Source organism: Corallococcus exercitus, from assembly GCF_003611585.1.
GTDB classification, from domain to species: Bacteria; Myxococcota; Myxococcia; order Myxococcales; family Myxococcaceae; genus Corallococcus; species Corallococcus exercitus.
This window is the reverse complement of the sequence record NZ_RAVW01000050.1, coordinates 18,204-32,503: the sequence shown is the minus strand read 5'-3', so window position 1 is coordinate 32,503 and position 14,300 is coordinate 18,204. Positions and strand designations below refer to the sequence as shown.

Below are 14,300 nucleotides of genomic sequence, written 5' to 3'. Positions count from 1 at the left end.
GCCCACCCACGACGGCAAGTCCCGGCCGCTCACGTTCCACGGGGACTCGCTGTACCGGCTGCGCGACGGTCGGCTGGTGGAGTCGTGGGACCTCACGGATCGGCTGGCCCCGCTGCTCCAGCGCGGGTTCAAGATCGTCCCGCCGGCGCCCTGAAGCGTCCTGACCCCGTGACACGCCGAACGGCCACGGGTCGGGCTCGACGCCGCCGGAGTCAGGAAAAACCGGGGCGTAGCGGGATGTCTCCCCATTGACACCCATGCACCGGAGCCATCAGGGTCCGGGAATGAGGATGAACGCGGGACCCATTCGGGCCGCGGACAAGGCCCGACAGAAGGCCTTCCGCACGGCCTTTCCCTCCTACGGCCAACGGCCGTCCTGGGGCGGCCGGTTGTTGCGCCTGTTGGGATGGGGCCTGCTGCTGCTGGCGGTGTTCCTGGGCATCGTCGTCATCGACGGGTGGCACGCGTTCGGCAAGGCGCCGGACGGGGCGCGGCTGGAGCGGATGGCGCGCTCGCCGCAGTGGCATGACGGGGGGTTCGTGAACCCGCAGCCCATCCTCAACAACTGGGAGCGAACGCTGTCGGACCTGTTCCACTCGAGCCCGGAGAGCACGCCCCGGATGCCGGTGGTGGTGGACCGCATCGACCCGAAGCGCTTCGCCACGCCGCCCGAGGACGGACTGCGCGTCACCTGGCTGGGGCACTCGTCCACGCTGGTGGAGGTGGACGGACACCGCGTGCTCACCGACCCCGTGTGGGGCGAGCGCACGTCGCCGCTGGAGTGGATTGGCCCGAAGCGCTGGTTCCCCGCGCCCATCGCGCTGGATGCGCTGCCGCCCATCGACGCGGTGGTGATTTCGCACGACCACTACGACCACCTGGACTTCGCCACCATCACGGCGATGAAGGACTGGAACACCACGTTCGTGGTGCCGCTGGGCGTGGGCGCGCACCTGGAATACTGGGGCGTGCCGGCCAGCCGCATCGTGGAGCTGGACTGGTGGGAGCGCACGAAGGTGAAGGGGCTGGACATCGTGTGCACGCCCGCGCGGCATGCGTCGGGCCGGTTCCTCCAGCAGGACAAGACGCTGTGGGCGGGCTGGGCGCTGGTGGGGTCCCAGCACCGCGTCTACTACTCCGGCGACACGGGCCTGTTCCCCGCGATGGAGGAGATTGGCGCGAAGCTGGGGCCGTTCGATTTGACGATGATCGAGACGGGTCAGTACGGCGCGGGCTGGCCGGACTGGCACCTGGGGCCGGAGCAGGCGGTGCTCGCCCACCGGCTGGTGAAGGGCCGGTTGATGCTGCCGGTGCACTGGGGACTGGTGACGCTGGCGTACCACGGCTGGACGGAGCCGATTGAACGCTCGCTGGTGGCCGCGAAGCACGACGGCGTGGGCATCACCGCGCCCCGGCCCGGGCAGGACTTCCTCGCGCTGGCGCCGCCGCCCGTGGAGCGCTGGTGGCCCGACCGCCCATGGAAGACCGCGGAGGAGGCCCCCATCGTGGCCAGCCAGATTCCGCCCAAGCTCCGCGAAGGGCACCCGGCGCTGCCGCTCCTTCCGGTTCCCCCGCAGGGCACGCAGGCCGCGAAGCCGAAGACGCCGAACGCACAGCCAGCACCGTCCCCCGTGGCACCGCAGGGCGCGAACCCGACGGTCGCGACTCCGCAAGCCGCACCGTCAGGCGCGAATCCGACGGTCGCGAATCCGCAGGGCGCCCCCCAGGGCACGAACCCGACAGTCGCGACTCCACAGGGCACGAATCCCACGGTCGCGAATCCACAGGCCGCACCGCAGGGCACGAATCCTCCGGCGACGGGCCCTTCGAGCCTTCATTCGCAGGGAGCGAGCCCGACGGTCGCGACGCCGCAAGGCACGGCGACTTCCGCTCCACAGGGTGAGGGGACGAAGATCGCGACTCCGCAAGCCGCACCGCAGGGCGCGAATCCTCCGGCGATGAACGCGGAGACCTCCGCTCCGCAGGGTGCGGCGACGCAGCCCACGACCCCACCGGAAATGACCGCTCCGCTGGGTGTGGGAGCGACCGTCGCGACCCCGCATGAGTGACGCGCGCCGGGACGCGCTCCACGCGGCCTTCAAGGCCACGGCCTACGTCGTCCGCCCGCACGTTCTCGTCGGAAACCGCGAGCACGTGCTGCGCGTGGACGCCATGCATCCGGCGCTGGACGCAGCGCTCACCGCGCACGGCTTCGCCACCTGGGCCTTCATCACCGCGTGGAACCCCCGCGCGCACCCGAGCCCACCCGACACCAACGCGCGCCTTCAACAACGCCTCATCGCGCTGCTCGAAGCCCAGGGCCATCCGAACGTGTCCGCCGTGGGCGTGGCCGACGACCGGAGCTGGTCCGAGGAGAGCCTCTTCGTCCCCGGCCTGTCCCGCGACGAAGCCCGGCGCATCGGCCAGCTGTTCGACCAGGAGGCCGTGCTCTGGGGCTCCGTGGGCGGCGCCGCGGAGTTGGTGCCGTGCACAGGCCTTCAGGCCTGAAGCCTGTTCCCACGGCGGAGCAGGTGAGAAGCCCGAGAGCCCCCCGTCCGCGGCGCACCGCACGAACCTGTCCGACAGTCGGACAGGTTTGAACCGCTTCGGGCGGGAGGGGGCCCGTGGAGCCCTCTCGCTCCTGAGCCGACGCCCCGGGTGTCATCCAGGTCACATCCACCCGGACGACACCCATTCGGAACCCGGCCCTCACACCCGCGCCACGCGACGATGCCAGGGTTTCGCGGTTTGCCGCGTACACCGCTTTCCAGCCTCAGGAGCCGTCTCGATGCAGCCTTCTGTCCCCCGCGCGCGTGATGTCGCGCGTCCCAGCGTCTTCCTCCTCGCCGGCGCCTTCGTCACCGGCCTGCTGCTCGCCTTCCACGGCGGCTGCGGCAACAACGAGTGCACCAACGCCTTCGACTGCCAGGAGCAGAACTCCGCGTCGGAAGGCCAGGGCTGGACCTGCGTGGACCACGTCTGCCAGGCCGTCACCTTCCCGCCCCCTGCCGGCAACAACGACGCGGGCACCGGCAATGACGACGCGGGCACCGGCACCACGGACGGCGGCACCACCGTCGCCTTGAAGATCATCGCCTTCAACGACTTCCACGGGCAGCTGGAGCCCGCGACCGGCACCGGCGGTCAGATTGCCCAGGCCTTCCTGGCGGACGGCGGCGTGGACCCGGCCAGCCGCGTGAACGCGGGCGGCGCGGTGTACTTCGCCCGCTACATCGCGGAGCTGCGCGCGAAGAACCCGAACTCCATCGTGGTGTCCGCCGGTGACCTCATCGGCGCCACGCCGCTGCTCTCCGCGCTCTTCCACGACGAGCCCACCGTCGAGGCCATGAATCAAATCGGCCTGGACATCGCCGCCGTGGGCAACCACGAGTTCGACGAGGGCGGCTCGGAGCTCTTGCGCATGCAGAACGGCGGCTGCCACCCGAAGGACGGCTGCCAGGACGGCACCGGCTTCACCGGCGCCCGGTACAAGATCCTCGCCGCCAACGTGGCCACCGGCCCGGACCGCACCCTCTTCCCGCGCTACGACGTGCGGACCTTCGAAGGCGTGAAGGTCGCCTTCGTCGGCATGACGCTGGAAGGAACAACGACCCTCGTGACGCCCACGGGCATCGCCGGCCTCCAGTTCAAGGACGAGGTGGAGACCGTCAACGCGCTGGTCCCCGAGCTCAAGGCGCAGGGCGTGAACGCCATCGTCGTCATCGTGCACGAGGGCGGCACGCCCGGCCTCGACTCGCTCTACAATGAGTGCAAGGGCTTCACCGGCCCCATCGTGGACATCGCGAAGAACCTGGACCCCGCCGTGAGCGTCATCGTCAGCGGCCACACGCACCAAGCCTACAACTGCACGCTGAGCGGCAAGCTCGTCACCAGCGCCGCGTCGGTGGGCCGGCTCGTCACGGACATCGACCTGACGCTGGACGCGGCCTCCGGCCAGGTGGTGAAGGCCCAGGCCCAGAACGTCATCGTCACCCGCACGGTGACGCCCGACCCGGACATCACCGAGCTCATCACCCGCTACAAGGGCCTCACCACGCCGCTGGAGAAGCGCGTCATCGGCTGGATTGCCCAGACGCTCACCCGTAGCAACGTGCAGACGGACCCCAGCGGCCAGTCCACCATGGGCTTCGTCATCGCGGACGCGCAGCTGGAGGCCACCAAGGGCGCGACCGTGGGCGGCGCCCAGATTGCCTTCATGAACCCGGGCGGCGTGCGCACGGACCTGGTGCGCACCCCCGCCAACAACGGCGCCGTCACCTACGGCGACGCCTTCACCGTGCAGCCCTTCGGCAACACCCTGGTCACCGTGACGCTGACGGGCGCGCAGATTGAGCGCCTGCTGGAGCAGCAGTTCCAGCTCGCCAGCCCGCGCATCCTCCACCCGTCCGCGGGCTTCCAGTATGCGTTCAGCGCGTCCGCGCCCGCGGGCTCCAAGGTGGACCCCGCCAGCATCAAGCTCAACGGCACGACGCTGGATCCGGCCGCCAACTACCGCGTCACCGTGAACAGCTTCCTCGCCCCCGGCGGCGACGGCTTCACCGTCCTCACGGAGGGCACCAACCCGGTGGGCGGCGGCGTGGACTCGGACGCGCTGGAGGCCTACCTCACCGCGAAGAGTTCGGAGGCCGCGCCGCTGCCGGCCCCGGCGCTCGACCGCGTCACGCGGCTGCCGTAGCCCTCACTGGGGACCCGAGCCGCCCGTCGCGGGGCTCGACTCGCTGGGCAGGGACGTGCGGGGGATGGGCGACTGGGCGGAGGTGATGTCCAGGCGCCGTGCCCCTGTCACCTGCTGCGCCAGTTCGTCGAAGTCCAGCTCCAGGAACTTCCCGGAGCCCTCCTCCGGGAGCGCGAAGCGGATCCGCCAGTAGTTGGGGCGGATGCGCACCGCCTGGCCGCTCTGCGCCAGCACCATGCCGTTCTGCCGGGCGTACTCCGCGCCCGCGTCGACGACGTTGCGCTCGCCCAGCTCCTCCTGGACCGGCTGGGAGTTGGGGGGCACGGGCAGGCGGCCCGTGGGGCCAGTGGCACAACCCATGCCCGCCAGGAAGGCAGGCAGCAGAGCAGCGGCGAGAAGGCGGGGGACCATACCCGAACCCTGGGCATGGCCCCGTCAAGCCGCACCGTGGGGCGGCTTGCGAAACCGGCACCCGTCGCATGCCCGCCCGGAGGAATGGCGCGGGGCCTGCTCCTCCGGTCCCCGCTGGAATGGACGCTACTTGGGCGCCGGCACGCCGGAGGCGCGCTCCACGACCTCGTCGATGAGGCCGTACTGCCGGGCCTCCTCGGCACTCATGAAGTAGTCGCGCTCGGTGTCCTTCTCGATGCGCTCGATGGTGTGGCCCGTGTGCTTCACGAACAGGCCGTTGAGGTACGTGCGCAGGCGGAGGATCTCCTTCGCCTGGATGTCGATGTCCGTCGCCTGGCCCTGCGCGCCGCCCAGCGGCTGGTGAATCATGATGCGGCTGTTGGGCAGGGCGTAGCGCTTGCCCTTGGAGCCCGCCAGCAGCAGCAGCGCGCCCGCGGAGGCCGCCTGGCCCACGCAGATGGTGGACACGGGGCACTTGACGTACTGCATCGTGTCATACATCGCGAGCGCCGCCGTGACGGAGCCACCGGGCGAGTTGATGTAGAGGTTGATGCCCTTGTCCGGGTCCTCGGACTCCAGGAACAGCAGCTGGGCGACGATGAGGTTGGCCACATCGTCGTTGATGGGCGTGCCCAGGAGGATGATGCGGTCCTTGAGCAGACGGCTGTAGAGGTCGTACGCCCGCTCGCCGCGGTGCGTGGTCTCAATGACGAAGGGGACGTTCATAGCCCCCGTACCCTAATCGTCCCCCCGCGCGCGCGCTCCCCCCTTCTTGCAGGAGCGTGCGCTGTCCCACGCTTGGGCGGGTCGGAGGGGGGCCTACAGGTTCCCGGTCATCTTCTCCGGGCGGACCCACTGGTCGAACTGCTCGGCGGTGACGAGCCCCAGCTCCACCGCCACCTCCTTCAGGGTCTTGCCCTGCTTGTGCGCCGTCTTGGCGATCTTCGCCGCGTTGTCGTAGCCGATGTGCGGGTTGAGCGCGGTGACGAGCATCAGGCTGCGCTGGAGGTTCTCCTGGAGGCGCGGGAGGTTGGGCTCGATGCCCACCGCGCAGTTCAGGCGGAAGCTGCGCATGCCGTCCGCCAGCAGGCGGCAGCTCTGCAGGAAGTTCTGGATGATGAGGGGCTTGAAGACGTTGAGCTCGAAGTTGCCGGACGCGCCGCCCAGGGAGATGGCCACGTCGTTGCCCATCACCTGGGCGGACAGCATGGTGAGCGCCTCGCTCTGCGTGGGGTTCACCTTGCCCGGCATGATGGAGCTGCCCGGCTCGTTCTCCGGGATGTTGATTTCACCGATGCCCGAGCGCGGCCCGGACGACAGCCAGCGGATGTCGTTGGCCACCTTGAACAGCACCGCCGCCAGCCCCTTGAGCGCGCCGTGCGCCTGCACCAGCGCGTCGTTGGCGGCCAGCGCCTCGAACTTGTTGGGCGCGGTGACGAAGGCATGGCCGGTGAGCTTTGAAATCTCCGCCGCCACGCGCTCGGCGTAGCCCGGGGGCGCGTTGAGGCCGGTGCCCACGGCGGTGCCGCCCAGCGCCAGCTCCAAGAGGTGCGGCAGCGCCGCCTCGATGTGGCCCTTCGCGCGGTCCAGCTGCGCCACGTAGCCGCTGAACTCCTGGCCCAGGGTGAGCGGCGTGGCGTCCTGCAGGTGCGTGCGGCCAATCTTCACGATGGACTGGAAGGCCTGGGACTTCTGGGCGAGCACGTCGCGCAGGGCCGTCAGCTCCGGCAGCACGTGCTTCACCACGGCCTCCACGGCGGCCACGCTCATCGCGGTGGGGAACACGTCGTTGGAGCTCTGGCCCTTGTTGACGTCGTCGTTGGGGTGGACCTTGCGCGACTCACCGCGCTCGCCGCCCAGGAGCTCCGAGGCGCGGTTGGCCAGCACCTCGTTGCAGTTCATGTTCGTCTGGGTGCCACTGCCCGTCTGCCACACCAGCAGGGGGAACTCCTCGTCGTGCTGCCCCGCGAGCACTTCGTCCGCGGCCTTCACGATGGCCTGGGCCTTCTCCCTGGGCAGCGTGCCGTTCTCCTGGTTCACGAGCGCGGCGGCCTTCTTCACCAGCACCAGCGCGTACACGAGCGCCAGGGGCATGCGCTCCGAGGAGATGGCGAAGTTCTGACGGCTGCGCTGGGTCTGCGCGCCCCAGAGCCGGTCGGCGGGGACTTCGATGGGACCAAAGGTGTCCTTCTCGATGCGAACGTTCTTCGTGCTCACGGTGGGGCCTTTCCCAGACAGGAACGATGTCCCGCGCGATTAACACCGCCGCCCCGCCCCGGCAGGACGGAGTGACGGGCGGATGCCGCATCCCCAACGCTCGGCGAGGGAGGAGGCGGACGGGACGCCCGCTCACCCGGGGCGCTCCGGCGTTAGTGTCACGCCGTGAGCACCCCTGGAATCATCAAGGCCCTCTTCCTGGCCCAGGAGCGGGGCACGCCCATGCGCCGGGTCCCCGAGGCCCACGCCGTGGAGCAGCACGGCTTCCAGGGCGACCGTCACCAGCGGCGAGCCGTGGGACACAAGCGCCAGCTGCTGCTGATGGACGAAGCGCAGCGCGCGGCGCTGGACGTGCCCGAGGGCGCGCTCAAGGAGAACGTGCTGGTGGAGGGCCTGTCCCTGGACGCGCTGCCGCCGGGACAGCGTCTGGCGCTGGGGGACGCGGTGGTGGTGGAGCTGACCGAGCCCTGCGTCCCGTGCTGGAAGCTGGATGCCCTGCGCCCCGGCCTGCTGAAGGACAGCTGGGGCCGGAGGGGTCAGCTCGCGCGAGTGCTGAAGCCAGGCACCGTGCACGAAGGCGACGCCGTGCGCCTCCTGGACGTGAACCCGAACGCACCGCGCATCATCCGGCCGAAGCTTCCCTGAACCCGACGTCTGAAACATGGGAGCAGGAAGACAGGCCCGCGCAGTGCTGGTCGCCCTGGAGCCTGTGAAAACAAGCTTAGTTTGAATAATTCAAATCATGCCTGCCTGCGTGACGGCGTGAAGTGTTCCGTGACACACTTTTCTCAGTCGTTCTCACGGCCTTGGGGGCGTCTGGGTATGTCCATGTTGTGGATGGGATTGGCGCTGACCGTTGGGGGTCAGCTCCCTCCTGACGGTGTCGCGCAGCTCCAGAAGGTGGACGCCGTGATGCCCCACCTGCGGCGGCTGGCCGAGGACCCGGAGGTGGTGCGGGCCATCCGCGCCCAGAACGCGCGCCACACGCCGCTCGCCACCATCCAGCAGCACGACGCGGAGTGGATGGCGACCCCGGCCCTCACGCCCTTCAAGCAGCGCGTGCTGGACGCCCCGTGCACGGGCGCGCTGCGCCGCCTGCGGGAGCGGCTGGGCCCGGCGATGGCGGAGGCCTTCACCATGGACGGCCAGGGCGCGCTCGTCTGCGCCAGCCGGCGCACGTCCGACTACTGGCAGGGGGACGAGCCCAAGTGGCGCCTCACCTACGCAGGGGGCCGGGGCGGCCCGGTGCTGCGCGAGGCCCCTTTCTTCGACGAGTCCTCCCAGGCCTACGTCATCCAGGTGTCCCTCCCCGTCCGCGACGGCGCCCAGGTCATCGGCGCGCTCACCGTGGGCCTGTCCCTGCTCGACCTGTGACGCCCACCGCCTCCTCCCCAGGGTCTTCGCGCATGCGCCTGCTGTCCGGTTTGAAGTTGCGAGGCCGCCTCACGCTGTGGATCTGCCTGCTGCTCGTCGCGGCCCTCACCCCCGTCGTCGCGGTGGGCGTCCACGTCATCCGGCGCAACCTGGAGCAGCAGGTGCACGGCGTCCTCCAGGTGGAGGCCGACGGCCTGCGCGACCTCATCGAGGCATCCCTGCGCGAGCGCGAAGCGAACGCCCGCGCGTGGACCGAGGACGCCATCGTGCGCGGCGCTCTCCTCTTCGACACCTACGCCAAGAGCGACGCGGTGCTCGCCTCCCTCAATGGCCGGCACACCAGCTTCGCGGGGCTGGTGCTGTTCACCGTCGACGGGCGCGCCGTCTCCGTGAGCCGGCCGGAGCTGCGCCAGGCCTTCGCGGGACGCGAACAGGAGGTGCTCGCCGCGCCCTGGTTCCAGACCGCGCTGGAGGACCGGCTGGACCCCGCCGTGCTCACGCGCGCGCTGACGAAGCAGGACCCCTTCCTCGCCCGCCCGGTGATGCCCCTGGCGCTGCCCGTGCTCAGCCCCATCTCCGGCGCGCGCGTGGGCGTGCTGCTGGCCGCGTACGACTGGGGCCAGCTGGAAGAGGTGGTCGCGGGCGCACTCCAGCGCTCGCGGGACCGGGGACAGAAGAGCTTCACCCTGGAGGTCCTCGCGCCCGACGGCGGCCGTCTCTTCAGCTCCCGGGCGGCGGACGCGCCGGCCCTCGTGGACTCCGTCCGGGCCGAGGCCCGCGACAACACCGCCCGCTTCAGCGGGAGCCAGGGCTGGCGCTTCGTGGCGGCGCTGGACGCGCAAGAGGCCTTCCTGCCCCTCAGGCGCTTCCTCCAGCTCAGCGTGCTCGCGGTGCTGGCCCTGGTGGGGCTGGCTGTCCTGGCCGCCTGGGCCCTGGCGCGCGGAGTGACACAGCCCATCACCACCCTGTGCGAGCTGGTGACCCGCGTGGTGCGCGAGGGCGACCTCACCCAGCGCGTGGAGTCCCGCGGCCACCAGGACGAGGTGGGCGAGCTGGCCTCCGCCTTCTCCCGGATGATGGACCACCTGCGCGAGTCCACCACCAGCCTCCAGCAGGCCACCCGGGTGCTGGGGCAGACGGTGGGAGAGCTCACGCAGGCCACCGAGCAGCAGGAGCGCATCCTCACCCGGCAGGGCGCCGCCATCCAGGAGACGCAGGTCACCGCGAAGGAGATCCAGCAGACCTCACAGCTCGCGGCGGAGCGCTCGCAGGCGGTGCTCGCGCTGGTGGCGCGGGCGCGAGAGGCGGGCGGCTCCGGCCAGACGTCGCTCGACGCCAGCCTGGACGGCTTCGAACAGCTGCGTGACCACGGGGCGCGCCTGGCCGAGGGCATCTCCACCCTCCACGAGCGCACGCACCAGATTGGCGGCATCACCCAGACGGTGAAGGACCTGGCGGACCAGTCCAACATGCTCGCGCTCAACGCGGCCATCGAGGCGGTCCGCTCCGGCGAGCATGGCAAGGGCTTTGGCGTGGTGGCGCGGGAGATCCGCGGCCTCGCGGATCAATCCATCCATGCCACCGACCGGGTGCGCGACATCCTGGAAGCCATCCGCGGCAGCATCCGCGACACCGTGGCCCTCTCCGAGGAGGGACAGCGCCGCTCCGAAGTGGGCCTGGCCCAGGTGCGCGAGAGCGGCCAGAGCCTGCGCGCGCTGACGGACATCATCCAGGACAACGCGTCCGCGGCCCAGCAGATCGCCGCCGCCGTCATCCAGCAGAACGCCGGCATCGCTCAAATCTTCATGGCCGTCACGGACCTGTCCCGGATGATGGACGACACCCTCCAGGCCATGCACGGCACCCAGCGGATGACGCTCGCCCTGCGCGGCGTGGCCGAGCGCATGGAGTCCGTGGCCGGCGTCTGGCGCGTCTAGCCGGACGCGCCAGCCAGCCACCGCGTCAGACGCGCTTCTCCCAGCGGGGCGTGTCGTCGTCCACGGGCGTGTTGGCCACCTTGGACACCCAGTCCAGCGGTCCCTGCAGCGGGGCCCGGCCGTAGGCCCTGGCCGGGATGAACGCCCAGAGCAGCAGGTAGAGCCCCGCGCTCATCCCCCCGGACGCGAAGAACATCAGCACGAACGCCACCCGCACCAGCGCCGGATCCACGTCCAGCTCGCGAGCCAGCGCCGAGCAGACGCCGAGCAGCGCCCGCCCCTCGCCCCGGTGCATCGGCACCGTCCGCGCACGGCAGTGCGGGCAGCGCGTCGCCTCCCCGGTCATCTCCTTCGAACAAGCCCTGCAGCGTGTCGTGACGTCCATGAGGTGACCTCTCCTTCAGGCCCCCGCTTGGCACGTGGGGGTCTCATTCCTACCTACGGAAACCCACCGCCGTTGATTGCCTCCCCCTTCCGGCGACGTGATTCCGGGGGGTTATGTCCGGCTGCGTCAGTGGATTTACAGATTTAATCCGGATGATGTTGACAGCCTTACAGGCAAGCAGGTTCTGATTCACCAAGACTTCCCATCCCTAGACGGTGGGAGCATCTTTCAGCCCGTTGGGCCGTTTTTACAACGCATCTCGTCAGGAGCCGACATGGACGCGCGCACCTCCCAGAACCCCCCGGCCTTCGGCCCCGGCGTGACCGTGGAGGGCGCCTGGCACCCGGACTACGCGGAGGTGCTGACGCAGGACGCCATGGCCTTCGTGGCGAAGCTGGTCCGCACCTTCGGTGAACGGCGGGAGGCCCTGCTGGAGCGGCGCAAGAAGGTGGCGCAGGCGTGGCGCAAGGGTGAGCGCCCGCACTTCCTGCCGGAGACGGCGGAGGTCCGGAAGGGCGACTGGCGGGTGTCCCCGGTGCCTGCGGACCTGCAGGACCGGCGCGTGGAAATCACCGGTCCGGTGGACCGCAAGATGATCATCAACGCGCTCAACTCCGGCGCCAGCGTCTTCATGGCGGACTTCGAGGACGCCAACAGCCCCACCTGGGACAACGTGGTGCGCGGCCAGCTGAACCTGCGCGACGCCGTACGCAAGACCATCTCCTTCACGGCGGAGAACGGGAAGCACTACGCGCTCAACGACAAGCACGCCGTCCTCTTCGTGCGCCCGCGCGGCTGGCACCTGCCGGAGCGCCACGTGCGCATCGACGGCAAGCCCATCTCCGGCGCCCTCTTCGACTTCGGCCTCTTCTTCTTCCACAACGCGCGCGAGCAGCTGAAGCGCGGCACGGGCCCCTACTTCTACCTGCCCAAGATGCAGAGCCACCTGGAGGCCCGGCTGTGGAACGACGTGTTCCACCTGGCCCAGAGCGAGCTGGACATCCCGCGCGGCACCATCAAGGCCACCGTCCTCATCGAGACGCTGCCCGCCGCGTTCGAGATGGACGAAATCCTCTATGAGCTGCGCGAGCACTCGGCCGGCCTCAACTGCGGCCGCTGGGACTACATCTTCAGCTTCATCAAGACGCTCCAGTCCGACGCGTCCGTGGTGCTGCCCGACCGCGGGCAGGTGACCATGGACAAGGGCTTCCTCAACGCCTACTCGCAGCTGCTCATCCAGACCTGCCACCGCCGGGGCGCGCACGCCATGGGCGGCATGGCCGCCTTCATCCCCATCAAGGGGGACACGGCCGCCAACGACGCGGTGATGGCCAAGGTCCGCGCGGACAAGCAGCGTGAAGCGAAGAACGGCCACGACGGCACCTGGGTGGCGCACCCGGGCCTCGTCCCCGTGGCGAAGGAGATCTTCGACGCGCAGATGCCGGGCGCGAACCAGGTGGCCAACAAGCGCGAGGACGTCCGCATCACCGAAAGCGACCTGCTCCAGGTGCCCTCCGGCACGCGCACGGAGGAGGGCCTGCGCCACAACATCCGCGTGGGCATCCAGTACACCGCCGCGTGGCTGGGCGGCCTGGGCTGCGTGCCCCTCTACAACCTGATGGAGGACGCGGCCACGGCGGAGATCTCCCGCGCCCAGGTGTGGCAGTGGATCCACCACGGCGCCACGCTGGATGACGGCCGCAAGGTGACCCAGGAGCTGTTCCGCAAGCTCCTCGAGGAGGAGATGGCGCGGATGGGCCGCGAGGGCGCCGTCGAGCGCTACGGCCAGGCGCACATGGAGAAGTCCCGCGCCCTCTTCGAGCAGCTGTCCACCGCGCCCGTCTTCGAGGACTTCCTCACCCTGCCGGCCTACGAGGCCCTCGACCCGCAGTCCTGAAGCCTTCCTGAAGCACCGACGTTCCAACGTTTCTTCAACCCTTCACCGCAGCCCGAGGAGTCCTGGCATGTACGACGCGACGCCGACCACTTCCGATGCCTCCCCTCACGCGAAGCTCCATGCCCAGCGCTTCGAGGGAATCAAGCGCAACTACACCGACAAGGACGTGGAGAAGCTGCGCGGCTCCATCCGCGTGAGCTACACGCTGGCGGAGATGGGCGCCCGCCGCCTCTGGGAGCTGCTCCACACGGAGGACTACATCAACGCGCTGGGCGCCCTCACCGGCGGCCAGGCCGTGCAGATGGTGCGCGCGGGCCTCAAGGCCATCTACCTGTCCGGCTGGCAGGTCGCCGCGGACGCGAACAACGCCGGCCAGATGTACCCGGACCAGAGCCTCTACCCGGCGGACTCCGTCCCCAGCGTGGTGAAGAAGATCAACAACTCCCTGCGCCGCGCGGATCAGATCGACCACGCCGAAGGGCGCAATGACCGCTACTGGTTCGCGCCCATCATCGCGGACGCGGAGGCCGGCTTCGGCGGTCCGCTCAACGCCTACGAGCTGATGAAGGGCATGATCGAAGCGGGCGCCGCGGGCGTGCACTTCGAGGACCAGCTGGCCAGCGAGAAGAAGTGCGGCCACATGGGCGGCAAGGTGCTGGTGCCCACCAGCCACTTCGTGCGCACGCTGACCGCGGCGCGCCTGGCGGCGGACGTGATGGGCGTGCCCACGCTGCTGGTGGCCCGCACGGACGCGGACAGCGCCAAGCTCCTGATGAGCGACGCGGACGAGTACGACCACGCCTTCATCGACAAGGCGGCGGGCCGCACGGGCGAGGGCTTCTACCGCATCAAGGGCGGCCTGGAGTGCGCCATCGCGCGCGGCCTGGCGTACGCGCCCTACGCGGACCTCGTGTGGTGCGAGACCAGCACCCCGGACCTCGCGCAGGCCAAGGCCTTCGCCGAGGGCATCCGCAAGCAGTTCCCCAACAAGATGCTCGCGTACAACTGCTCGCCGTCCTTCAACTGGAAGAAGAACCTGGACGACAGCACCATCGCGAAGTTCCAGCGGGAGCTGGGCGCCATGGGCTACAAGTTCCAGTTCGTCACCCTGGCGGGCTTCCACGCGCTGAACTTCTCCATGTACGAGCTGGCCCGTCAGTACAAGGACCGCGGCATGGCGGCCTACAGCGAGATGCAGCAGTCGGAGTTCGGCGCGGAGAAGCACGGCTACACCGCCACGCGCCACCAGCGCGAGGTGGGCACCGGCTACTTCGACCAGGTCGCCGAGGTCATCTCCGGCGGCAGTGCCAGCACCCTGGCCCTGCACGAGTCCACCGAGGCCCACCAGTTCTAGGCCGGGCGGATCAGCCCGAAGGCTGAAAG

12 protein-coding genes are annotated in these 14,300 nt (G+C 69.9%); 8 read left to right on the top strand and 4 right to left on the bottom strand.

What is annotated here, in order from left to right; translation table 11 throughout:
- Nucleotides 1-290 precede the first annotated feature (290 nt).
- From D7W79_RS45700 to D7W79_RS09295, 3 genes are all read left to right on the top strand, one after another.
- Nucleotides 291-2,069, top strand: coding sequence for an MBL fold metallo-hydrolase (locus D7W79_RS45700; RefSeq protein WP_276375180.1), 1,779 nt, complete (start codon nt 291-293; stop codon nt 2,067-2,069).
- Nucleotides 2,062-2,508, top strand: a complete 447-nt coding sequence (locus D7W79_RS09300; RefSeq protein ID WP_120524988.1) for a DUF3293 domain-containing protein — start codon at nt 2,062-2,064, stop codon at nt 2,506-2,508. Before D7W79_RS45700 ends, D7W79_RS09300 begins: the two co-directional genes overlap by 8 nt.
- Nucleotides 2,509-2,788: 280 nt before the next feature.
- Nucleotides 2,789-4,696: a bifunctional metallophosphatase/5'-nucleotidase gene (locus D7W79_RS09295; RefSeq protein WP_120524987.1), complete on the top strand. Its 1,908-nt coding sequence runs from the start codon at nt 2,789-2,791 to the stop codon at nt 4,694-4,696.
- A 3-nt stretch (nt 4,697-4,699) separates the two neighbouring features.
- Here the strand turns inward: D7W79_RS09295 and D7W79_RS09290 are convergent, their stop codons facing one another.
- The 3 genes from D7W79_RS09290 to fumC form a co-directional block, all read right to left on the bottom strand.
- The gene (locus D7W79_RS09290; protein WP_244221678.1) at nt 4,700-5,056 is read right to left on the bottom strand and encodes a hypothetical protein; all 357 of its coding nucleotides are present in this window, start codon (nt 5,054-5,056) and stop codon (nt 4,700-4,702) included.
- Between the two features lie 177 nt (nt 5,057-5,233).
- Nucleotides 5,234-5,833, bottom strand: coding sequence for an ATP-dependent Clp endopeptidase proteolytic subunit ClpP (clpP, locus tag D7W79_RS09285; RefSeq protein WP_014399808.1), 600 nt, complete (start codon nt 5,831-5,833; stop codon nt 5,234-5,236).
- Nucleotides 5,834-5,926: 93 nt separating this feature from the next.
- Entirely contained in the window at nt 5,927-7,324 is a 1,398-nt protein-coding gene (fumC, locus tag D7W79_RS09280; RefSeq protein ID WP_120524985.1) for a class II fumarate hydratase, read from the bottom strand.
- 165 nt (nt 7,325-7,489) lie between these two features.
- On the opposite strand from fumC, the gene D7W79_RS09275 reads away from it, so the two are divergent.
- The 3 genes from D7W79_RS09275 to D7W79_RS09265 all read left to right on the top strand — a co-directional run bounded on the left by D7W79_RS09275 (nt 7,490) and on the right by D7W79_RS09265 (nt 10,635).
- A complete protein-coding gene (locus tag D7W79_RS09275) occupies nt 7,490-7,969 on the top strand; it encodes an MOSC domain-containing protein (protein ID WP_244221677.1) in 480 nt (159 codons plus the stop codon).
- A 177-nt stretch (nt 7,970-8,146) separates the two neighbouring features.
- A complete protein-coding gene (locus D7W79_RS09270; RefSeq protein ID WP_208729677.1) occupies nt 8,147-8,698 on the top strand; it encodes a PDC sensor domain-containing protein in 552 nt (183 codons plus the stop codon).
- A 32-nt stretch (nt 8,699-8,730) separates the two neighbouring features.
- A complete protein-coding gene (locus D7W79_RS09265; protein WP_120524984.1) occupies nt 8,731-10,635 on the top strand; it encodes a methyl-accepting chemotaxis protein in 1,905 nt (634 codons plus the stop codon).
- A gap of 25 nt (nt 10,636-10,660) precedes the next feature.
- Here D7W79_RS09265 and D7W79_RS09260 read toward each other — a convergent pair whose 3' ends face one another.
- Nucleotides 10,661-11,020 (bottom strand): PspC domain-containing protein, encoded by a 360-nt coding sequence (locus D7W79_RS09260; RefSeq protein WP_120524983.1) that lies wholly within the window; start codon nt 11,018-11,020, stop codon nt 10,661-10,663.
- Nucleotides 11,021-11,294: 274 nt separating this feature from the next.
- Between D7W79_RS09260 and aceB the strand changes: the two genes are divergently transcribed.
- Both aceB and aceA read left to right on the top strand, forming a co-directional pair.
- On the top strand, nt 11,295-12,917 hold the full coding sequence (gene aceB, locus D7W79_RS09255) for a malate synthase A (protein WP_120524982.1): 1,623 nt from the start codon (nt 11,295-11,297) through the stop codon (nt 12,915-12,917).
- Between the two features lie 67 nt (nt 12,918-12,984).
- Nucleotides 12,985-14,271 carry an isocitrate lyase gene (aceA, locus tag D7W79_RS09250; RefSeq protein WP_120524981.1) on the top strand — a complete coding sequence of 429 codons (1,287 nt, stop codon included), beginning with the start codon at nt 12,985-12,987 and terminating at the stop codon, nt 14,269-14,271.
- Nucleotides 14,272-14,300: the final 29 nt, after the last annotated feature.